The organism is Thalassomonas actiniarum (genome assembly GCF_000948975.2).
Lineage (GTDB): Bacteria > Pseudomonadota > Gammaproteobacteria > Enterobacterales > Alteromonadaceae > Thalassomonas > Thalassomonas actiniarum.
In genome coordinates this window covers 4,643,131-4,664,552 of record NZ_CP059735.1, presented here as the reverse complement: position 1 = coordinate 4,664,552, position 21,422 = coordinate 4,643,131, and the positions used below count along the sequence as shown (strand labels likewise).

General features: G+C 47.8%; 17 protein-coding genes and 1 other RNA gene. 15 read left to right on the top strand and 3 right to left on the bottom strand.

The annotated features are described in order from the left end of the window. Positions 1 to 114 precede the first annotated feature (114 nt). The 9 genes from SG35_RS20270 (at position 115) to ffs (ending at position 9,154) form a co-directional block, all read left to right on the top strand. Positions 115 to 1,545, top strand: a complete 1,431-nt coding sequence (locus tag SG35_RS20270; protein ID WP_201777831.1) for a YcjX family GTP-binding protein — start codon at positions 115 to 117, stop codon at positions 1,543 to 1,545. Further along, positions 1,542 to 2,612 carry a YcjF family protein gene (locus tag SG35_RS20265; RefSeq protein ID WP_044835070.1) on the top strand — a complete coding sequence of 357 codons (1,071 nt, stop codon included), beginning with the start codon at positions 1,542 to 1,544 and terminating at the stop codon, positions 2,610 to 2,612. The genes SG35_RS20270 and SG35_RS20265 overlap by 4 nt, the downstream gene beginning before the upstream one ends. 191 nt (positions 2,613 to 2,803) lie before the next feature. Next, positions 2,804 to 3,607: a phenylalanine 4-monooxygenase gene (gene phhA, locus SG35_RS20260; RefSeq protein ID WP_044835071.1), complete on the top strand. Its 804-nt coding sequence runs from the start codon at positions 2,804 to 2,806 to the stop codon at positions 3,605 to 3,607. A gap of 9 nt (positions 3,608 to 3,616) precedes the next feature. After that, a complete protein-coding gene (locus SG35_RS20255; RefSeq protein WP_044835072.1) occupies positions 3,617 to 3,955 on the top strand; it encodes a 4a-hydroxytetrahydrobiopterin dehydratase in 339 nt (112 codons plus the stop codon). Positions 3,956 to 4,065: 110 nt separating this feature from the next. After that, positions 4,066 to 5,616, top strand: a complete 1,551-nt coding sequence (gene tyrR / locus SG35_RS20250; RefSeq protein WP_044835073.1) for a transcriptional regulator TyrR — start codon at positions 4,066 to 4,068, stop codon at positions 5,614 to 5,616. 317 nt (positions 5,617 to 5,933) lie between these two features. Then, entirely contained in the window at positions 5,934 to 6,920 is a 987-nt protein-coding gene (locus SG35_RS20245) for a fumarylacetoacetate hydrolase family protein (RefSeq protein ID WP_044835074.1), read from the top strand. Between the two features lie 136 nt (positions 6,921 to 7,056). Beyond that, positions 7,057 to 7,695: a maleylacetoacetate isomerase gene (gene maiA / locus SG35_RS20240; RefSeq protein ID WP_044835075.1), complete on the top strand. Its 639-nt coding sequence runs from the start codon at positions 7,057 to 7,059 to the stop codon at positions 7,693 to 7,695. Positions 7,696 to 7,955: 260 nt separating this feature from the next. Beyond that, positions 7,956 to 8,858 carry a DUF3014 domain-containing protein gene (locus SG35_RS20235; RefSeq protein WP_044835076.1) on the top strand — a complete coding sequence of 301 codons (903 nt, stop codon included), beginning with the start codon at positions 7,956 to 7,958 and terminating at the stop codon, positions 8,856 to 8,858. A 199-nt stretch (positions 8,859 to 9,057) separates the two neighbouring features. Next, positions 9,058 to 9,154, top strand: an RNA gene (gene ffs, locus SG35_RS20230) — signal recognition particle sRNA small type. Positions 9,155 to 9,392: 238 nt separating this feature from the next. On the opposite strand, the gene SG35_RS20225 is transcribed toward ffs, so the two are convergent. Then, positions 9,393 to 9,737 carry an MBL fold metallo-hydrolase gene (locus SG35_RS20225; protein ID WP_044835077.1) on the bottom strand — a complete coding sequence of 115 codons (345 nt, stop codon included), beginning with the start codon at positions 9,735 to 9,737 and terminating at the stop codon, positions 9,393 to 9,395. Here SG35_RS20225 and SG35_RS20220 point away from each other — a divergent pair. Next, positions 9,731 to 9,958, top strand: coding sequence for a LysR substrate-binding domain-containing protein (locus SG35_RS20220; protein WP_044835078.1), 228 nt, complete (start codon positions 9,731 to 9,733; stop codon positions 9,956 to 9,958). The genes SG35_RS20225 and SG35_RS20220 overlap by 7 nt on opposite strands. Before the next feature lie 125 nt (positions 9,959 to 10,083). Here SG35_RS20220 and SG35_RS20215 read toward each other — a convergent pair whose 3' ends face one another. After that, entirely contained in the window at positions 10,084 to 11,370 is a 1,287-nt protein-coding gene (locus tag SG35_RS20215; protein ID WP_044835079.1) for a GGDEF domain-containing response regulator, read from the bottom strand. A 537-nt stretch (positions 11,371 to 11,907) separates the two neighbouring features. On the opposite strand from SG35_RS20215, the gene SG35_RS20210 reads away from it, so the two are divergent. The 3 genes from SG35_RS20210 to SG35_RS20200 all read left to right on the top strand — a co-directional run bounded on the left by SG35_RS20210 (position 11,908) and on the right by SG35_RS20200 (position 13,427). Further along, on the top strand, positions 11,908 to 12,900 hold the full coding sequence (locus SG35_RS20210) for a WD40 repeat domain-containing protein (protein WP_236702675.1): 993 nt from the start codon (positions 11,908 to 11,910) through the stop codon (positions 12,898 to 12,900). 221 nt (positions 12,901 to 13,121) lie between these two features. Then, positions 13,122 to 13,280 carry a hypothetical protein gene (locus SG35_RS20205; RefSeq protein ID WP_160298350.1) on the top strand — a complete coding sequence of 53 codons (159 nt, stop codon included), beginning with the start codon at positions 13,122 to 13,124 and terminating at the stop codon, positions 13,278 to 13,280. 9 nt (positions 13,281 to 13,289) lie between these two features. Continuing rightward, a complete protein-coding gene (locus tag SG35_RS20200) occupies positions 13,290 to 13,427 on the top strand; it encodes a hypothetical protein (RefSeq protein WP_160298351.1) in 138 nt (45 codons plus the stop codon). Positions 13,428 to 13,584: 157 nt separating this feature from the next. Here SG35_RS20200 and SG35_RS20195 read toward each other — a convergent pair whose 3' ends face one another. Continuing rightward, a complete protein-coding gene (locus SG35_RS20195) occupies positions 13,585 to 14,736 on the bottom strand; it encodes a LamG-like jellyroll fold domain-containing protein (protein ID WP_044835080.1) in 1,152 nt (383 codons plus the stop codon). Between the two features lie 468 nt (positions 14,737 to 15,204). Between SG35_RS20195 and SG35_RS20190 the strand changes: the two genes are divergently transcribed. Together SG35_RS20190 and SG35_RS20185 are read left to right on the top strand one after the other, a co-directional pair. Next, the gene (locus SG35_RS20190; protein ID WP_152646765.1) at positions 15,205 to 19,290 is read left to right on the top strand and encodes a hybrid sensor histidine kinase/response regulator transcription factor; all 4,086 of its coding nucleotides are present in this window, start codon (positions 15,205 to 15,207) and stop codon (positions 19,288 to 19,290) included. A gap of 569 nt (positions 19,291 to 19,859) precedes the next feature. Continuing rightward, a complete protein-coding gene (locus SG35_RS20185) occupies positions 19,860 to 20,570 on the top strand; it encodes a helix-turn-helix transcriptional regulator (protein ID WP_044835082.1) in 711 nt (236 codons plus the stop codon). Positions 20,571 to 21,422 lie beyond the last annotated feature (852 nt).

Genomic DNA, 21,422 nt, shown 5'->3' with positions numbered 1-21,422 from the left:
TGCTTGTGAGTTTTTCACGGATATAGGGAAATTTTAGGATAGATCTCCCCGGGCTTTAGTTATTATCTGAGGCCCGGGTTACTTTTGGGGCAAAGAGCTAGGAACTCACGCAGTATGGCGTTAATAAATAAAGAGAAAATTAAAAAATTAAAAAATAAAACCAACGAATGGTTTAACCGCTCGATAGATCAGCATGTAACCCTGGCGGTAACCGGGCTAAGCCGCAGCGGCAAAACTGCTTTTATCACTTCTTTAGTGAACCAGCTGATCAATGAAGGCAATGGCGCTCAGTTAAGCTTTTTTAATCCGGTACACCAGGGGCGGTTTATCGGCGCCAAGCGGGTGCCGCAAAAGCATTTTAATGTTGCCCGTTTTGATTTTGATCAGGCGATGACGGCGTTTTGCGCCGAGCCTGCCACCTGGCCCGAGCCGACACACGGCATCAGTGAACTGCGCCTGGCGATCCGTTATCAGCCAGAGGCGTCTTTATTAAAATATGCCACAGATATGGCCACCCTTTACCTGGATATTACCGATTATCCGGGGGAGTGGTTGTTAGACTTGCCGATGATGAATTTATCTTTTAAAGACTGGTCGGCGCAAACCTGTGAATTATTATCTCAGTCGCCGCGCCAAGCCGCTGCGGCTGATTTTATCGAAAAACTTAAACAAGTAGATCCGTTGCAAAAGGCGGATGAGGATTTTTTAGCAATCCTATCGCTGGAATACACCCAACTGTTGCACCACTTTCGCTATGAGCTGGGCCTGTCCGTTATCCAGCCGGGACGTTTTATTTTACCGGGCGAACTTGCCGGTGCCCCCGTGCTGCAGTTTATTCCTTTTCCCGGCCTGGAGTTGCTTGATAACGAGTTATATCAAAAAGCCGGGGATGATACCCTGCTCGGCATGTTAAAAGCCCGCTACCAGGCCTATAAGCAGGATGTGGTGGCAAAGTTTTATAAACAGCATTTTGTTAACTTTGACCGGCAGATTGTCCTGGCGGATTGTTTAACGCCGCTCAATAACGGGCGGGAGAGTTTTGCCGACTTGCAACAGGCGATAGCGCTGATCATGCAAAGTTACCAATACGGCCGCTCCGGTTTACTGTCGCGGTTATTTTCCCCGAAAATTGACCGCCTGCTTTTTGCCGCTACCAAAGCCGACCATGTGACCCCGGAGCAGCATCCCCATCTGGTGGCTCTGCTCAATCAGCTTATTCACGGCACCAGGCAAGAGCTGAACTTTGAAGCCATAGATATCAAGACGCTGGCAATCGCCGCGGTAAAAACCACCAAGGCGGGTAAGAGTTTACACCAGGGAGAAGAAGTGCCGGTGATCCAGGGACGACGCTTAAGCGATAATCAAACAATCACGGTCTTTCCCGGCACTGTACCGGCAAAATTACCCAAAGCCCAGTACTGGCAGCAAATGGCGTTTAATTTTATTGCCTTTGCTCCCGGGGAATTGCATGGCGCAGGCGAGAGTTTGCCCCATGTACGCATGGATCAAGTACTGGAGTTTTTACTTGGAGATAAAATGGCATGAGCGATAAGCCGATAAAAGAGAAGGATAACTATCAGCAGCAAATCATTTTTGATGAGCAGGAGCTGGATATTGCCGGGCAGCAGGGGCAAGCACAGGAGCAACAACTGGTCTTTGATAATGATAACTGGCTGGCAGCGCAAGAACAGTTATCGGCGGAGCTTGAGCTGGAAACGACGCCGGGCAAGGTTTCCTGGCTGCCGCGGGTGTTCCTTACTTTACTGCTGCTGTTGGTATCGGTGGAAGCGGTTGATTTTTTTATCCAGGGTTTTAGCGAGGCGCCCTTTACCACAGGCATATATGCGCTCCTGTTTACCTGTATAACCTTAGTCACCGGCTCAGTGCTGGTACGGGAAATCAGGGGGCTGAAGCAATTAAAGCGCCAGCAGCAAAGGCAACATAGTGCCAGCAGGGTGCTGGCCAGTGGCGATACTTTAGCGAACAATCAATTCAACAGCCAAAAATTTTGCCAGCAGATCAGTACGCAATTACCTAATGATCTGCTCAGCACCCTGGAGCACGAATGGGCAGATGCCCAGGCCGGGGAACATACGGATGCGGAATTACTGGCACTTTATTCCCGCCAGGTATTAACTAAAGTCGATGAAAAGGCCCTCAAGGAAATCGCGAAATTCTCCGGTGAAGCCACAGTGCTGGTGGCGCTCAGTCCGGTGGCAATTCTGGATATGGGGTTGTTATTCTGGCGAAATATCAGAATGATAGACAAAATCTCCGCTTTATATGGTTTAAAACTGGGTTATTGGAGCCGTCTTAGCCTTATTCGCCAGGTATTCGTCAACATGGTTTATGCCGGCGCCAGTGAATTAATTGCCGATTTTGGCAGCCAGATGTTGGGGGCGGAGCTGCTGGGCAAGCTCTCGGCACGCTTTTCCCAGGGGCTGGGAGCAGGCTTGTTAACCGCCAAGTTGGGTATTAAAACCATGCATACCTGTCGCCCCCTGCCGTTTCATGAAAACCCGCCAAAACTGAATTTGGTGAGGAAAGAGTTGCAGCAACAGCTGAAAGCCTTGCTGAAAAACTCAGCACATAAAAAAGATGAAAGCCTTTAAAATCAGTCGGTTGGTTTTTTAGCTAAGTGTGAGGTTTGCCGAAAACAGCCCAGGTGTAAAAAATAATGTACAGCAATTGGCGGCTGTGCATTAATTAACCACAGGCTTCGGCTATCTTTTCTTAACCCGCTTCCCTTAATATAAATATATCTACTGTGGTGAGGCCACAACAAACGTTAAAGGAAGTGAAAATGGGTAAGGCGACAAAATATGTCTCCAAGGATGTCGAAGCCGATGGCAAAATACATTGGACGGATGAAGAAAACCAAATCTGGCAGGAGCTAATCACCCGCCAGCTTGATTGTATTAAAGGTAAGGCCTGTGATGAATTCATTACCGGACTGGACAGGCTTAAGTTGCCAATGGATCGTGTTCCCCAGCTAGAAGAAGTCAGCGAAGTTTTGCTGGCGACCACAGGCTGGCAATGTGCCAAGGTACCGGCGCTGATAGGCTTTGGTGAATTTTTCAAATTACTTTCCGAGAAAAAATTCCCGGTAGCGACTTTTATCCGTACCCGGGCAGAGTTTGATTACCTGCAGGAGCCGGATATTTTCCATGAAATATTTGGCCATTGCCCGTTATTGACCAACCCGGCTTTTGCCAACTTCACCCAGCGTTATGGAGAATTAGGCTTAAATGCCAGTAAAGAAGACAGGGTATTCCTGGCGCGCCTTTATTGGTTCACAATAGAGTTTGGTTTACTTGATACGCAAGATGGCCTGAGAATTTACGGCGGCGGTATTTTATCTTCCCCGGGAGAAACCCAGTATGCCATGTTTGATCCCATCGCCGAACGCAAAGCCCTGGATGTGGTTGATGTGCTGCGCACCCCGTACCGTATTGATATTATGCAGCCGATTTATTTCATGATAAATAAAATCAGCGACCTAGATAGCATTAGCCAGCTTGACCTATTGGCGCTGGTTGAAGAAGCTAAAGCCCTGGGTCTGCATGAACCGAAATTTCCACCTAAAGAAAAAAAAATAGCAAGTTAAGGACAAGTTATGACTTCTCAATTATCAACTCAGCAATGTGAAGCCTGTCATGTTGATGCCCCTAAAGTCAGCGATGAAGAGCTGCAGGAATTAATGTCCCAGTTGCCCGATTGGGTACCTGAAGTGCGTGACGGCGTGATGATGCTGGAGCGGGTATATAAGTTTAAAAACTTCAAACAGGCCTGGGCTTTTTCCAACCAGGTGGCTGAGCTGGCGGAAGCCGAGTTCCATCATCCCGCCATTACGCTGGAATGGGGCAAGGTGACCGTGACCTGGTGGACACATGCCATTCGCGGTTTGCATAAAAACGATTTCATTTGCGCGGCGAAAACCGACAAACTTTTGTAACCTTGTGTTACATTTCTGATATCAAGCCTCCAATTATTGGGGGCTTTTTTATTGTAAAAAATAGTTTACAATAAGGGTTTGTTTTATCTCAGGAATAAAGGTTCACCATAATGCGATTGGAAATAGGCTGCAAAGACCGGGTAGGAATTGCACAAGAAGTCTTAGGAATTTTTGTTGAACGTGAAATAGACTTACGCGGCATTGAGCTTAAGCATTCGGGCAAAATATTTGTCAATATTCCGGATCTTGATTTCTCCGAATTACAGTCCTTTATGCCGCAATTACGCTTAATTGACGGGGTAGAAGATGTGAAAACCACCCCTTTTATGCCGTCAGAGCGTGAGCGCAACGAGCTGGCAACCCTGATCAAAACCTTTCCAGATCCTTTTGTTTCCATCGATGCCAAAGGCAATATCCGGGTAGTCAATGATGTCGCCGTGACCATCATGGGGGCTAGCCAGAAGGAGATCATCGGCGAGCATATCAGTCAGTGGCTCAAAGGCTTTAATTTCAGCCGTTGGCTCGACAGCGATGATGTCCTGGCGCAGACCCGGCGCTTGAAATTTCTTGACGAAGACTTTGTTGCCGATATTCTGCCGATCCATGTCTGGGATGAAACCGGCGCCAATGTGCTTGCCGGTGCGGTGCTTATCCTGAAATCTGAAGCCAGGCTGGGACAGCAAATCAGTGCCTTTAAACAGCCCAGCGAAAGTATTTTCTCCGGGATCCAGGCCAGCAGTACGGCGATGCGTAAGGTGATCCGTGAAGCCAAACGTATGGTGATGCTTGATTCCGCCATGCTCTTGGTGGGGGAAACCGGCACCGGTAAGGAATTGCTGGCCAAAGCTTGCCATGAAGCCAGTGAACGCTCGGAAAAACCCTTTATGACCTTAAACTGCGCCACCTTACCCGATGATGCCGCCGAGTCTGAATTATTCGGTATCGGCGCTTCCGGTCATGAAAACAGCAAGCGGGGTCTGCTGGAGCTGGCCGACGGCGGCACTTTGTTTCTCGATGAAGTCGGGGAAATGTCGCCTAAGCTGCAAACCAAGTTATTGCGGGTGATCCAAAACGGCAGTTTCCGCCGGGTAGATGATGAACGTGAAATTACCATTAATATCCACTTTATCAGCTCCACCAGCAAAGATTTGTTGCAGCTGGTCGCCATGGGGGAGTTTCGTGAAGACCTTTATTATCGCCTTAATGTCTTAGGCTTGAACCTGCCGCCGCTGAGGGAAAGGCGCAGCGATATTTTGCCGCTGGCGGAGTTTTTTATCGCCCAGTCGGGACAAAGGCTGGGCAAATACCGCCTGATGATGGATGATGATTGCCGTGACTTTATTGAGCATTATCCCTGGCCGGGCAACGTCCGCCAGCTGGAAAATGTCCTGATCCGTGCGGTTTCTGTGCTCGAAGGGGATATGATCACCACGGCGCACCTGCAGCTGCCGGCGTATACCCGGGAGCACGGTTACCTGGAGCAGGAGTTTGAAGGCACCCTGGAAGCCGCAGTGAAAAATTATGAGGCGGATATCTTAAGAAAGCTGTATCCCGCCTATCCAAGTACCCGGCAGCTGGCGAAAAAGCTCGGCTTAAGTCATACCGCAGTCGCCAATAAACTGCGCGAATACGATATCAATAAGAAAACTGTAAAGATTTAATGCCAGACATTGGCGTTGAACTAAAAAGCCGGTACTGCCTGTGATATCAGGGCCTGTACCGGTTTTGACTGTTTTCTTGGTAAGACAAAAGCGCTTTAATGACCGTTAACGCTTGTTTTCCCCTCCCTTGGTCATGTAAAGATTTGCAGACATCTGTAGCCGGTAAAGATAGCGCTTTGCGCTCTGGTAATTCGTGTAAGTTTCAGTAAAATCACCTGTTATATTCTACATAGTAATATTTTACGAAAGCTTGTTTACCGGCATTTGTTGAGAAACGCCGAACAAGGTTTTGCTTATAAACTGAAAAAGGTCTGATAATGAAATTAGCAACGCTTAAAAATAATAGCCGTGACGGCCAGTTAGTCGTGGTAAGCCGTAACCTGGAAAAAGCGGTGGTTGTTAGTGATATCGCCCCGACTCTGCAGGCGGCGTTAGATAACTGGGCGCAAACCGAGCCAAAACTGAATGAAGTCTATAAGGCATTAAATGAAGGCAAAGTTGACAATGCCATCGCCTTTGAACAGCTAAGCTGTGAGTCGCCTTTACCACGTGCCTACCAGTGGGCAGACGGCAGTGCTTATGTTAACCACGTAGAGCTGGTGCGTAAGGCAAGAAATGCGGAAATGCCGGCGAGCTTCTGGACAGATCCGCTGATGTATCAGGGCGGCTCAGATGCCTTTATCGGTCCTTATGACGATATTCCTGTGGCCAGTGAAGACTACGGTATCGATTTTGAATCAGAAGTGGCGGTGATCACCGATGATGTGCCTATGGGCGCTTCAGCGGAAACTGCAGCCGGTCATATCAAACTGCTGATGCTGGTCAATGATGTCTCCCTGCGTAACCTGATCCCGGGCGAGTTGGCAAAAGGTTTCGGCTTTTTCTCCAGTAAGCCATCAAGTGCTTTCTCTCCGGTAGCGGTAACCCCGGATGAGCTGGGCGATGCCTGGGACGGCAGCAAGTTACATCTGCCTTTGACCACCCACTTAAACAAAGAACTGTTCGGCCAGCCAAATTGCGGCGTAGACATGACTTTTGATTTTCCGACCATAGTTGCCCACGCCGCGAAAACACGTCCGTTATCGGCCGGTTGTATCGTAGGCTCAGGCACTATCTCTAACTACGACCGTTCTGCCGGTTCCAGCTGTTTGGCAGAAAAGCGTATGTTGGAAATCATTGCCGACGGTAAACCCAGTACTTCCTTTATGAAGTTTGGCGACCAGGTGCGCATTGAAATGTTTGATAATAACGGTGACAGCATCTTCGGCGCTATCGATCAGCAAGTCGTTGAATATAAGGCGTAAAACGTCAATATTTGCATATATCGCCGGGGAGTTGCTGGTTTGGCATCCCCGGCTTTTTAATTTTGGCAGTCAGATAAAGCTTGCTGCCACCAATGTCAGATGGATATAAACATTTCAGCCGCGGGAGCATAACAACATGAAATTATATGGCTACTGGCGTTCATCCGCCGCTTATCGTGTACGTATTGCCTTGTTTCACAAGGAAATTGAGTTTGAATCTATCCCGGTTCACCTGGTTAAAGATGGTGGTGAACAACACCAAAGCGCTTATGCCGAGCTAAACCCCAATGAGTTGGTGCCGACCTTAGTGGACGGTGATTTTAAACTGAACCAGTCACTGGCGATCATCGACTACCTCGACAGCCGTTTTCCGCAGGCTGGCCTGTATCCGGCAGATGCTATTGAGCGGGCAAAAGTCCAGGCACTGGCGCTGGATATTGCCTGTGAAATTCATCCATTGAATAATTTACGGGTGCAGCAATACCTGGGCAGCGAATTTTCGCTGGAAGATAAAGATAAACTGACCTGGTCCCATCACTGGATGAGTAAAGGGTTTGCCGCGGTAGAGGCGATACTTGCAAAAAGCGCCGGTTTGTATTGCTTTGGTGATACCGTGACCGTGGCCGACCTGTGTCTGGTGCCGCAGGTATATAACGCCAACCGCTTTAAACTGGATATGAGTGCTTTCCCCCATATTAAACGTGTGGTCGAGAACTGCCAGCAACTACCGGCTTTTGTTAAGGCCCTGCCGGAAAACCAGGCGGATGCCCAATAAAGTAAACCTGGTTTATTCGGTTGAAAAATGAAAAGCAAAGGGCACGCTCTTTGCTTTTTTACTTTTGGGGCCGGTTTCTTGACTAAATAGAAGGAAATTAAAAATAAATTAAATCTGTTTACAAAATAATTGCCTAAATGCCGATTTGTTGGTTGCAACCTAAGGCAAAAAACGTTGCAATAAACATTCTGTTTTACCTTAATCCTTTTTCATCATCCGGGATCATCCGGGATGTCCGTTTTATATATTAATGGGATAACATGGATAATTTAGATCAAACGCAAACACAATCTCCCAAAGTTTCTCCCTTGCTGGTCGCCGGCGGCCTGATTATCGCCACCATAGGCGGGGTAGTGGGCTGGCAATATTTTCGTGAAAAACCCCCGGCAGTTCCCGAGCAGGTACAAGTGCAGCCAGCGCCTGCCCCTGTGATTGAGCCTGAAGTGATCGAACCTGAGGTTGAGATACTACCTGAGCCGGAATTAGCGGAAACCGAGCAAATTCAAGCGCCGGAGCATGAGGTTGAGTTAGTGGAGGTTGAGGCTTTACCGACCCTGGATGAAAGCGATCTCTGGTTGCAGGAAAAATTACCGACCATGACCTGGCGTAAGGAATTACTTAAGCTGGTGATTGATGACGATATGATCCGTCGCTTCGTGGTTTTTACCGATAATTTCGCCCAAGGGGTATTAGCTTACGAGCACAGTCCTTTTGTCCGTCCGGTCACGTCATTTTCCGCAAAAGAAACCAAGACCTTTGATAATAAGCATCAGCAGGTATGGGAGTGGGACGAAAACTCGGTACGCCGCTTTAGCCTGTATGTCGATTTACTGCGCTCGATGGAAAGTGAACGCCTGGTTGACTGGTATATGGAGCTTAAACCGCTAATTAATGAAGCCTATAGCGAGTTGGGCTACCCGGATGAAGACTTTACCCATACCCTGCAAGACGCCATTACCCGGGTGCTGGATATGGAAATCCCTAAAGAGACCATGGAAGTGATTCGCCCGAGTGTGATGTTCCGTTATAAAGACCCGGAAATAGAAGCCATGGACGATGCTGATAAACTGCTGCTCAGGCTGGGTAAAGAGAATCTTCTGGTGATCAAGTCGGTGTTGCTTGAGTTAAATGAAAAGCTGGCGCGGGCGGAAAGTAACAGCTAGACGGCATAAGTATTTTCGCCATCATAAAAACGGCTGACCTGATAGGGGGCCGTTTTTTGTTGTTTTAGTCCCTGGTTTTTACCTGAATGAATAAAAGCTGATGGAAAAATCAGCGGACGATAGCAAAACGTAAAACTAGTACTTGCATAAGACGGGGCGATTGGTAATAATGCGCCCCGTAAACATTCTATGGTGACCCTTTCGGTCCCCTCGCAATGATACTCTGTGAACCCGGCCAGATTCGGAAGAAAGCAACCGTAGCAGACGACTCATGTGCCGAGGTGCGGCTGATTGGGTTACCACCATCCTAATATCTCCTCGTGTCATGTAAAACATTTTCATTATTAAGTGCATCGCTTTAAGCGCTCCTTTAACTCTGTTTACACTTTAGGCCCCGGGTATTCATAGTATTTACTTTGTTCTTGTCTGTGATTATTTTCGCCATAATCAAGTTTAGGTTAAGCGGGGAGGCATGGCTGACTCGGGTTAGTTAAACCCCCTGGCTTCCGGTAACCTGATAATTGATAAGCAAGCCTAGTCCTGCTTAGCGGATAACGGATGGTGGGCACTATAATAAGCGTTCACGACATCAGGTGTCATGTTATTATTTTTATGATGGCCAATGATGCGCTGATAGGGCAGTTTTTCCTGGTGCAGAAACTCAATGAACTCTTTTTCAACATCGGCCATATGTGTCGGCAGGCTGTTATCAAACGATATTTCTAAAAAATCCCCTTGATAAATAATTTCATTATCAGGGAAGTAAACAAAGCTTTGTCCGTCACTGTGAGCATGTGTGATATATACGGCATGTATGGTTTGTCCCGGCAAGTGTTTGTGAATGAGCGCCGTTACCTTTTCGGATACTTTACTTGACATGGGGGCGCCAAATACCGTTAATCCCTGTTGCTTATTTCGCGGCGCAAGGTCATGGCATTGCCCGCTTGCCGCGCTTTATGATGCAAGGTTATCTGGACAGTGGCGAATTGGTCCCAATTTTACAGGGCTATAATACCCAGCCGTTAGAAATTTCCATGGTGTACCCGCAAAACAGCCTCAACAATCCGGCATTGACAGCCTTTATCGAGTTTCTTCGTTAATGTAGCAATGCTGCGGGTGCATCCGACAAATAATAGAATACTTATATATCATTATTGGTATTCACCTGTGCCAGGTTGCTGATTTTTATATTTTTATATGGGGAATGAGCATGTTTGTTTGACTTTTACGCTAAAGAGAGCTGTTCTTTCTTTTTCGAAAGCTCAGCCAGGCCATTTATGACCATTTGAGCGCCAGCTTTGTTATGCGCCTGTTGCAGGGCCTGGTCCGCTTGTTCCACCCATTGTTTTGCCGAGGTCTGCTGCGCTACGACTGTCCCGCCCAAACTTATGGTAAAGGTGATTTTTTTCTCTTTAAAGCTGAGGTTGTGTTGACTGACAATGTCCTGAAATTCTGTCAGGCACGCTGCTATCTCTTCAACCTCCAAACCGGATGCCAAACAGGCAAATTTTCCACCGCCGAGTCGCGCCAGCGGTTGGCTAGTAAAGTGTTTGCTTAGCAGATTTGCCAGCTCTACCAGTACCAGATCTCCGCCACCCTGGCCGTAATTATCATTAATCTCTTTAAAATTATTAATATGTAAAACGGCAAAGATGTAAGCCAACTCATTTTGAATAATATCCGGGAAGTCATTATCCATCTTCTCAATAAAAGCACGCCGGTTAGCTAATGGCGTCAGGTAGTCCGAATCGGCTGTTGCTTTGATTTTTTCAATATATTGCAGCTCTTCAATGCTTTTTACAATGCGGCAGTAAAACTCTTCCATGCAAAAAGGTTTTTTCAAAAAGTCATTGGCGCCGCTTTTAATGAAGCGGGCAGATTGGAAATGATCATTGACGCCGGAACAGCCAATGATAATCAAGTCTCTGTCCGGGTGTGTTTTACGTATGGTTTGTACCAGCTCGACCCCGCTCATGCCCGGCATTTCCTGATCGGTAATAAGCACTTTGATAGATGGATTTTTTTCCAGGACTTGCAGAGCCTTAGTGCCGTCAGGCTCGTCATAAACGGTAAAGTTTCTTCTTTTGAGCAAGCGGCAAATATGCTGTCTGGATGAAAGTGAATCATCCACCACTAATACCTTGGTTTTATGGTTGGTTAACTGGCCGTGTAAGACTTTTAATAAGTAACGGTAAGCCTGGGAGTTTTCTTTGGTGATATAATCTATGATGGGTAATTTCAACAGTTTATGGCGTATTTTATTGTCCATTCTTCCGGTCATGATCACACTGGGAATGGTGTGGTCAAGCACATAGGGGATCACTTCGCCTTCATAGGCATCCGGTAGGCTATAATCAACGGTTGCGATAAAAAAGTCCTGCTTTTTGGCTAAGATGTTTTTTACTTCGGCAAAAGAGTATGCAACCGTGACCTCATAGCCAGCCGAAGTGCCCAGGTGCTCTATAACAGATGCAATCGATTTGTTGTCTTCAATGACTAATAAATGTTTCATTTTATAAATCCTTTTATAAGCCGAAATTCAGTTTTATCAGCACTTGTCGTCTCAAGTTGTTAAATGCTTATGGCGGAGTTGGCCATTCACCGTATTTGGCAAATGTCATTTTATTATGAGCGAAAAGTACAGATTCTCCAGTTGATATAAGTGCTTAGTAGCTTTTTAAGGCACCTTTATTCTTAGAGGGGGATTCGTTGTTTTAATGGCAGCAACAGATCTCATCGGGCCCTTAAAGGCTGGACATTCTTGTTTTGCGGGAAGTATCACAATCAAGGGGTTAATGAGAAAGGTGTATGCATTAGCCAAATTGATAGTATCTTTGAACCTGTAAGCACAAATTTTACCACCTTGATCGTTTCAGATCGGGGCATGATAAACGCTACCAGAGGTTTTCTTTAATATCCCGGAGGAGGATAATGCAGTTGTCAAATAAAAAATACAGAAGCTTTGTGATAAATTAAGCTGTTTTGGCAGCAAAGCATCGGGGCGGGATAAGGACCACTCATCCGGCTAATTTTGAGAGAGGTTATTCATTTGTTGATAAAAGTACTTTGGGTTTTCGCGGTATTCAGTCTGTTTGGCTGCTCGCAGCAAGAGGTTCATACGGGCCAGTCAAGTCTGGCACTTCATCATAGTGATAAAATCATTACCGCTTCGGCCCTGTCCCAGGACGGGGCTTTTAACCTGGTTGCCGACGGCAGTCAGCTTTGTTTATGGAAAAACCTTGAGGCAAAGTCACCGTTAAACTGCTTGCAGGGAGCACAGGCACAGTTTGTCGAGCTGCTTGATATCAGTAAAAATAATCAATTTTACCTGGTGTCCAACCGGGTGTCTGTGTCTTTATTTTCGCTGGTAAAGCATCAGCTTTTAGCACAGTGGCAATTTGGCGAAAATATTATTAATGATCTGGATATTTCCGCCCAAGGCGATATTATTTTATTGGGCTTTCGCAGCGGTAAAGCCGCAGTTATCGACGTCAAGAAAAATAGCGTCAGCATTTTTGACAAACACAGATTAGATATCAACTCGGTGAGCTTATCTGATAATGGCGCAATCGCCTTTACCGGCTCAAGCGACAAAAAAGCCCTGTTATGGCAGAGTAAAAGCGGCAAAACCCTGCATGCATTTGACCATGGCTCACGGGTGAACCATGTGACCCTCAGTGGTGATGCCAGCATAGCGTTCACCTTAGATGCCATTAAAGACCGCACCTTTTGGGACTTATCATCGGGTGAGGTATTAGCACAGCTTGATACCTACCTTAAATTTATCGAGTTTAATGATGCCTTGTTTTCCCCGGACAATGCCACTTTGCTATCCGGCTCTCCCCGGCAGGTATTGCAGCTTTGGCGGGTCTTTGACGGGGCATTGCTCGGTCAGTGGCAGTCGGCGGTCACCCGTGGCCGCTCATCTGTACTTAGCGTGGCTTATGCCGGAAAAGGGCTGATTGCTACTACCAACAGCGATGGCTTGTTTGAGCAATGGCCTCTGCCGGAGCTTGTCACTAAATCCTTGACGGAAAATTAATACTTCCCGGGTGTTAAATGGCAACAGCTAGCGCAGGGCGGCGGTTTATTAGTTTTACTCCGTTGCCCCTTGTTGCAATCCCCGCTAAAACGAGCGGTCATTTCTTGTTTGCTCTAAGGTTGAACTGGGCAAGCTAAACTTTTTGTACTTGAAAAAGGATGGTCGGCACTAAGTTGCTTTAGTCGCGCTTGGTTACTTTTTTACTTGTTGCAGGAGGAGCCATGTTCATTCGCCTGCTATTTCTGATCCTGTCTTTATTTTTCATTCATTTCGTTTCTGCCCGGCAAGCCCTGACCCAGGAGCAATTGCAGGCCGCCGTCGGCGATAAAATCGCCGGAGTGGAAAAATGGGCGGCCATCCCCGGGTGGTTAAAGCCATGAAAGAACAAAATGCCAGGGGAAGTTGTTGGAGGAAATCAAAAAATAGACCAGGAGTGGCGCGCGACCTCTGAGCTGACGCCGTTTAAACTGTCGCTGCAGCAAAGTGTTGCCGGCAAGTTTTTAAAAAGAAAACCCGAGTTGAATTAGCCTATATACAGTGACACTTTCCTCACCGATAACCTGGGGGCCAATGTCGTTGCTTGCCCGGCGACCAGTGACTACTGGCAGGGGGCTGGACATAGGCCTGGCCCCTTTGTTTGCTGCTCTATTTTTCACGCTTTACTGCACAGGTGTTTGCCGGTTGTTACAAACCTCCTTTAGTGGCGATGCTGTAACAGCGGCGGTTATTACCCTGCTGGTATAGCCCGGCAACTTCCTGGGTACTTAATTTGGTATGATAAAGGTTAACGGCGCCAATAGCCCCCAAAAAGAGCCCGGTTTGGTAAGATGAACGGCTGCCTATCCTTAGCGGTTTGTCATTGGCTAAGGAGCCGGCACGTCCGGTGGGATCTGTGGTAAAAATCACTTCACCGTCAAGGTAAAAAACCATGCCTTGCGGATGGTCGCGATCGATTGATACCGCAACATGGTGCCATCTGCCATCGGCAATAAATGTTTTGGTTTCGTATAAGGTGCAGGAGGAGTCCTGTTCGTGGCAGTACCAGCTGCCCTGGCCGGTTGCCAGTTGAAAGCCAAGCTCTCCCTCGTCGACATAAAAAACATAGCCTTTGACGTCCTGTTTTTTATCCTCAAATCTTTTATCGACGATCACCCGCTGCTCAAGTGCGCTGGTGCGTATCCAGGTGCTGATGGCAAAGTCTTCCTCGTGTACATCCAGACTGTCCTGGTCGGCAAACTCTATATAGTCGTCCAGACCATCGAGGCAAAAGGCCAGGTCGTCTTGTTTTGGCGCCAGGCGCACTGTGTTGTCTATGCGCACATCCAGCAAGACATCGGTATCGGGCTTATTGAAGAAGGCTATCAGGATAAGAGTTGTCAGCAGTAAAAAGGCGGCGCCAATGGTACTGAGCTGCAGTGGAAGCTTTACCAGGCGGGTTTTTTCGCCCTTATGGCGGTTATCGTCCTGGGTCTCGCTTTCAACCCAAGTGATCGGGGGGGCAATAAAGTAACCCCGGCCGCGCATATTCTGGATATAAGGACGGGTTTTATCTTGTCCTAAGGCCTTGCGTAACAAACTGATCCTTTGTTTGACATTTTCTTCTGTGGTGACGACGTCCTGCCATACCAGGGCTAAAAGTTCACGAGAGGATAAGGGGGCAGGGGCATGTAAGAGCAAGGTTTTTAATAAGGTAAAGGAAAGCGCTGAAAGCATCAGATCTTGCTGGTTATGAAACACTTTCTCTGTTTTCAGGCAAATATACAGCTCCCCGAGCCAGGCGCCTTGATGATTTGCAGGGGAGGTGTTGTCATGAGCACAAACTGCGTGTTCTGACATATGCTGATTCCTTTCGTTGACGATAAAATGGTAAATGCATTGTTTAACAATGACTTAATGGAAGGGTGAAAGTGCTTTTACTTTATTTTTACCCTATTTTACTCGCTTTTTAACGGCGGACAAGCCCATTATCGCGCCATCAAGTCCATAATCGCGCCATGATGACCGAAATAAACAAGCTGAATTTTCTTCTGCGGCGGAGCTGCTTGATTTGCTCTTGCTGTTTGTTTTATTATCAACGACTTTGTTATTTACCATTATCTTCGTCTGGCATCATCTGCCGGAGTTTACATCGGCTATCAGTAATATTTTCGAAAAAATGACCAGGGAAAATTGCCGTTGAACAAAGGATTTATTTATCGTCTGCCCGTCTGGCAATGCCTGATACTTTCACCGGTATTATTTTTAGCCCTGTATTGTACAGCAGCGCTTGCCCTTGTCCCGTCCCCATCTGGGGGGGAAGAAAAAATGCCTGTATTTGCTGCTGAAAATATCTTGTTTGAGCAGGCTAATATGGTGACCTCTGCCAATGTTGGCAGTGTCTTCAGTATTATTGAGGACAAACCGGGCTATTTGTGGCTGGGATCGTCCGAAGGGCTGTTTAAGTACGACGGTTATGAATTTAAACGATATTTAGGGGATGACTCTTATCGGAGCCTGCATCAAGATCCTGACGGCACCTTATGGGCGTTGGGGAGCAGGTCAATGAAGAAATACCGCCCTGAAACCGACAGTTTTGAGGTTTTTTCTCTGCCGGGTGATGAGCACAAGTTGCTGAGCGGCTTTCCTCATCCCCAGGCTATGGTGCAAACCGCAGATGCCAGCTTATGGTTTTTTGCCGGTGGCGGGCAGGTGCTGCAATACCAAAAAACCGATGACCGCTGGCGCAGGTATGCCTTGTTTCCCCAAAATTCCGGCAGGGAAACTTTGCCGTCGGTGCCTCTGATAACCCGCAAGGGGCGGCTATTGCTGGCTATCGGTCCTGAACTGTTTACCTATGATGCTGTGAGCGATACCTTTAACCTGCTATTGACCTTAGATCAGGCGGGCGTATCGATAACTGTGCTTGAAGAGGAAACTTCCGGCGCTTTACTGCTCGGCAGCAACCGCGGCCTGTACCGCTACCTTATCGGCACAGGGGAGATGCTGCACTACCAGGCTTTGCCTGTAAAAACGCAGCCCGGTAAGGCCATCAGCAGTAACCTGGTGACCCGGATATTAACGGATAAGCGGCAAAATATCTGGGTGGGAACGAAAGACGGCTTAAACTTGTTTGACCCGCACAGCGGTACTTTTCATCGCATTCGCCACCCGCGGGAGACAAAAGTCGGCGAGTTTGTACAAACACTGGCGCAAGATCGCTCAGGTAACCTCTGGCTCTCGGGATTATCCGGGCTTTATTATTACGCTCCGGGGAAAATGCGCTTTGTGATTGAAGCGGCCAATCCTGATGATCCCCATAGCCTGAGCCATCCGTCCCCCTGGTCTATTTTGTTCGACAGTCGGCAACGTTTATGGTTGGGGACTTATGGCGGTGGCCTTAATGTTAAGGCGGGGAATGATAAAACTTATCGGCGCTACCGCCATAATAGCAGTAACCGCAACAGTCTCAGCGATATGTCGGTGATGTGGATGCTAGAAGACAGCCGGCAAAATATCTGGCTTGGCACCCGCAGGGGCTTAAACCTTTACCGGGAACAAAGCGATGACTTTAAACATTTTTATTTTGCTCCTGAAAACAGTGATGCTCCGGTCAATAAAATTTTTTCTCTGCTTGAGCAGGAAGAGAATATTCTCTGGCTGGCGACTCAGGGCGGCGTGGTGCGGACGGAGTTTACTGCGGATGATCATGCTTTGCCCGAGATGGCAACACACCAGGTCTTTTTGCCCGGGGAGGTTGTTTATCATATCTGGATGTCTTCGGAGCAAGAAATCTGGGCCGGGACGCAATCCGGCCTTTACCGGTTAAATAACCAAGGGCAAGTCATCAAGCATTACCAAGGTGAGGCTAAGGTTGCGGGTAACCTTTCGGGTAATATGGTGAATCAGGTATACCAGGACAAAAAAGGCACTATCTGGGTCGGTACCGAAAACGGTTTGAATAAATATTTACCGCAGCAGGATACCTTTGAATTTATCCCGCTTTTCGGTCGGGGAACCCTGGCCGGGGTACAAAACCTGTTGGAAGATGCCAACGGCCTGTTATGGCTGGTGACCAGCAGCCGCGGCTTGATTGTGATGGATACCGACAAGGAGCAGGTACTCGCACATTATACCCGCAGTGAAGGTTTTACCTTTGCCGTGACTTTGCATGCCCTGGCCCCCGACGGGCGTATTTATCTGGGGACCTTAAATCAGGGCTTGGTGAGTTTTTATCCCAGAGCAAGCCGGGAAGCGCAACAGATCCAACTGACTCGAATTCGCCTCGACGACAATGAGATACTACCGGCACCGGGCGGCAGGTTTTATGTTAAAGGGGATAGTGCCGGTGATAACCGGCAGGAGCAGATGTCTGCCCAGGCATTTGCCCATAACAGCAAAAACCTGGCATTTCAATTTTCCAATTTTGAGTATGCCAGGGGACGTTCGGTCGAGTATCAATATAAGCTCGAGGGCTTCGATGAACAGTGGCGCGAGGCCCCGGTCATCAGCCGCCTGGCGACTTATACCAATTTATCGCCCGGGCACTATAGTTTTATCGCCAGGGCCCGCCTTCCTATGGGGCGCTGGAGTGAAACCCGCTTTGATTTTTTCATTGAATATCCGGTTTGGCGCAGCTGGTGGGCTTATTCAGGCTATTTAGTTGCTCTGGGAGTTTTTGTCTACTTAGGGGGCAGGGTGCAAACCCGGGTGCTGAAAAAGCGCAATCGGGCCCTGGAGCAAAAAATTGCCTTGCGAACCGGGCAAATCACCGAAAAGAATAAGGAGATCACCGCACTGCTGGCCAGTAAAAACCGTTTTTACAGCAATATCTCCCATGAGTTTCGTACCCCGCTGATGGTGATGTTGATCCCGATAGAAAAAATACTGGCAAGTAATCCGGCGAACAAGGGACAGTGGCAGGCTGCCTATCACCAGGGGCAGCGGCTGGTGAAAATGGTGGAGCATCTTATTGAGTTTGCCAATCAGGATAAAAAGGCGGCGGCTGTCAATACACAGTACCCGCTTGATAGTGCCATCCGCCAGTTGTGTGAGGCTTATGCTGGTATGGCGGATGACAAAGCCATAGCATTTCATCTGGATATTCAGGTCATCACCCCGCAGATATTGCTGACACGGGATTGCCTGGAGCAGGTTTTGGGTAATTTAATCACCAATGCCATAAAATATACCCCGGCTAAAGGCAAGGTAAGGGTGACGGTAACCGAGGAAGATGCAATTCTGAAACTGGCCGTGGCCGATACCGGCTACGGGATAGCGCCGCAATATCAGCAGCAGGTATTTGAACGCTTTAGCCGCATCGACAACCCCGAGCATGGGCAGGCCGAGGGGATAGGGATAGGTCTTGCCATAGTTAAGGAGCAGGTAGAACTCAACCAAGGCAGCATTACCCTGAGCAGTGAACCGGGCAAAGGCAGCTGTTTTACCGTGACTTTACCTGTGATTGCCGGCAATGAAGGGGGAGGGGAGCTTTCTTCCCGGAGCACGGGGAGATTGGACTCTGCTTTGGCGGCCGAGGGCGTGGCGGCAGCAGGAGACATAGCGGCTGACGTTGCCCGGGCACAGGACAAGGAGAAGGAAAAACTGCTTATTGTTGAGGATAATCCGGATCTGAGACGACTGCTGAGCCAGGAACTGGGCAGTGCTTTTCACTGTTTAAGCGCCAAAGACGGTGCCGAAGGCATTGCGCTGGCGGAGCGGGAATTGCCTGATTTGATCATCAGTGATGTGATGATGCCCAATAAAAACGGCTTTGAGCTGTGCCAGTCGGTGAAGCAGTCCCCGCTGACCTGCCATATCCCGGTTATTTTATTGACCGCCAAAGGGGATAAAGCCAGTAAAATGACAGGCTGGCAATGTGAAGCTGATGATTATATCGGAAAGCCCTTTGATATCCGGGAGCTTAACTGTCGTATCGATAATCTTATCAACAGCAGGAAAAAGCTGGCGCAAGTGCACAAATTAAGGTTTTTGTCCGGGCAAACACCGCAGGGGCATGCCGGGGGGGAGGCGCCGTTACTTTCAGGCTCTGATGCAAACTTGCCGTTGCCGGAGCGCTTTATCGAAGACATCAAAGCCGTGGTTGAGCAGGGATATACACAGGCCGAGTTTTCCATTAACGACATGGCCGGGGGGCTTTATATGAGTAGCCGCCAGTTACAGCGTAAAACCAAGGCCATTTTACAAATCTCTCCTTCTGAGTATTTAAAACAGTTTCGCCTGCAGCAAGCGAAAGTGTATTTGCAGCAAAACATGCAGGCGGCAAGTGTTGCCCACCGGGTTGGCTTTTCATCTCCTGCTTATTTCGGCTCCTGTTTTAAAGCGCAGTATGGCCAGACTCCGGTGCAGTACCAGCAAAGCTGTGTCGACGGTCAGCAGCTTGCCTGCCGATAAGCGGTCAAGCGCCTAAAGCGCAGAGAGCGGTTTCTGCGATAAATTCCGGCATTGCCCGCCGCTCCCCAAGGCTGCAGGACAGGAAAAGCAAGGGGGCATTTCTGCTCTTATGCTGTTTACTCCCGATATCCTCCCTGCCTGAGCAAGACGCTTCACGTGGCCATTTTTCTATCAGTGCGTGATCACTGCAAGTAAGATGCAGCGACGGCGCCCGGCAATGCAAAATAACCACGCCGGAAAGTGCTTATTAAAAATGAAACCTGTGTACCTTTTGCCTTGCCGGATCCGGCAAGTTTCTCCTTTGCCACCGGGAAAGAACAATCAGCTGATATGAAGTTTGCTGTAAAAGCCGCGTATACAAAGGCCTGCAGCAGAGTGTCACTGTACTGATAGTTGTGGTCGCGTATTTGACAGCATTTGTCGCGAGATTGATACCGATCTTTTTTGAGGCACTTTAAAGTCTGCCGTTATCTGTTTCAGCTTATTCGTAGCAAGGTTTGTTTCTTATTGTTGGCGAAGTGCCTGATGGACAGATGTGGACGTAACAGGGTAGAGAAAGGGCTTATATAGTGAAAAATGTACATTCATATCCATACAGGGAGTTTGGCGCAGGACTTACTTTTGAGGATGTCGAAAATTTAATTTTTACCCGCGCCGAACAAGCGGGGTTTGCCGGTATTTTTATCACCGGCATTTCCTGTATTACGGATGATATTAAGTTGATCAGTAATTTTCCCGGGGAGTTTATCTCGGCTTATTGCAGCAATAAATATTTTCTCCATGATCCCGTGCTGCACTACTGCAGTCAACATCACAGCCCGATCACCTGGCATGACAGTTACAAGACTGCTTCAAAGTGCAAAGAGGTCCGGTTATTGCAGCAGTTGTCGCTATCATGCGGTATTGAAAATTGCCTGGCAATTCCTGCTTTCACCAATAAGGGAACCGGTGTGGTGAGTTTATATTTCAGCGGCGATCAAGCCGAGTTCTTATCGCTATGCGACAGTAAATATGCCGAACTTATCGGCTTATCCCAGCTTTTTTTTGGTGAGCTATCAAGAAATTATCCGGAAAAACTTTTCATGCAATTTAACCTAACGACCCGGGAAAAAGAGTGTTTGCATTTTATTATCAAGGGCTTAAGCAATCTTGAAATTTCCCGGCTGATGAGGGTTTCCAGGGACAGGGTCAAAGAACTGGTGAGTTTGATCCTGAAAAAACTTGAAGCAGCCAATCGTACCGAGGCGGTGATGATTGCCGCGAAAAGCGGCGCGCTTTAACCTTTTCCGGGGGAAAGCCTCAGGCAAAACAACGTACGTTCGATATCGGGGCACAAGTATTAAGGCTAAGTTCCTGCTAAATGTTGTCCCGTGTGAAAAAGTCCGCGCTTATTCAAGTTTTCTTCCGCGTCTAAATATCTGAACCAGCTCAGGTAATGTGCAAAATATTTGCTCGCTACGCCATAAAGCGACTCATCTAAGCCTTCACATTCTGGATATGAATAACTTCACCAAGGCTTCACGTGAGGCATTACCGCTTCGAAGATGTGTTGACCGCGCTCTCTTATTGTCAAGCTCGCTACCCGCTCTTGTGTTGGGTGTCCGGGCTTGTTTTCATGCCTCTTTTCCCGGCAAGGACAAAGCTGCTTTCAAATGAATGCTATATTCTGTTGTGCTATTGCGTAAGACTTTACCCGTGAACATGCACGCAGATAGTCTGATCAGCCTTGCTCATGACACAGCCAGGCAAAAGCTGTACCTGTTGTCGTCATAAAGGTTTTAATGCAATTTTTATAGAACATGCCGGTTTATCAATTATCCGCTGTTTAAGCGCATCAATGATATGTTTGACTGGGTCGTCTCTCTGGAGTCATGTATCGAGATCCCTGCTCTGGCTATTTGTCAGGGATTTCGCATCGGATATGGGCTGATTAAATTGTGCCGGATTTAGGAGAAACTCTTAGGGGTTGTGCTCTTACACAGTACGTCTGCAGTTTAAAGGAACATAGTTATTACTGATTTCATTTTTACATAAAGATAAATGCACTTTTACCTTAGTTTTATCCTCTTTTATTCGATTTTAACTCCCGGGCAAGCCCATGATGTTTCACGACATCCAAATCAGGTTGTCTA

Coding starts and splice junctions, on each gene's coding strand:
- SG35_RS20255 (WP_044835072.1), top strand. CDS start 3,617: ATGACTTCTCAATTATCAACTCAGCAATGTGAAGCCTGTCATGTTGAT.
- SG35_RS20235 (WP_044835076.1), top strand. CDS start 7,956: ATGGATAATTTAGATCAAACGCAAACACAATCTCCCAAAGTTTCTCCC.
- tyrR (WP_044835073.1), top strand. CDS start 4,066: ATGCGATTGGAAATAGGCTGCAAAGACCGGGTAGGAATTGCACAAGAA.
- SG35_RS20225 (WP_044835077.1), bottom strand. CDS start 9,737: ATGTCAAGTAAAGTATCCGAAAAGGTAACGGCGCTCATTCACAAACAC.
- SG35_RS20190 (WP_152646765.1), top strand. CDS start 15,205: ATGCCTGTATTTGCTGCTGAAAATATCTTGTTTGAGCAGGCTAATATG.
- SG35_RS20245 (WP_044835074.1), top strand. CDS start 5,934: ATGAAATTAGCAACGCTTAAAAATAATAGCCGTGACGGCCAGTTAGTC.
- maiA (WP_044835075.1), top strand. CDS start 7,057: ATGAAATTATATGGCTACTGGCGTTCATCCGCCGCTTATCGTGTACGT.
- SG35_RS20195 (WP_044835080.1), bottom strand. CDS start 14,736: ATGTCAGAACACGCAGTTTGTGCTCATGACAACACCTCCCCTGCAAAT.
- SG35_RS20270 (WP_201777831.1), top strand. CDS start 115: ATGGCGTTAATAAATAAAGAGAAAATTAAAAAATTAAAAAATAAAACC.
- SG35_RS20265 (WP_044835070.1), top strand. CDS start 1,542: ATGAGCGATAAGCCGATAAAAGAGAAGGATAACTATCAGCAGCAAATC.
- SG35_RS20205 (WP_160298350.1), top strand. CDS start 13,122: ATGTTCATTCGCCTGCTATTTCTGATCCTGTCTTTATTTTTCATTCAT.
- phhA (WP_044835071.1), top strand. CDS start 2,804: ATGGGTAAGGCGACAAAATATGTCTCCAAGGATGTCGAAGCCGATGGC.
- SG35_RS20200 (WP_160298351.1), top strand. CDS start 13,290: ATGCCAGGGGAAGTTGTTGGAGGAAATCAAAAAATAGACCAGGAGTGG.
- SG35_RS20215 (WP_044835079.1), bottom strand. CDS start 11,370: ATGAAACATTTATTAGTCATTGAAGACAACAAATCGATTGCATCTGTT.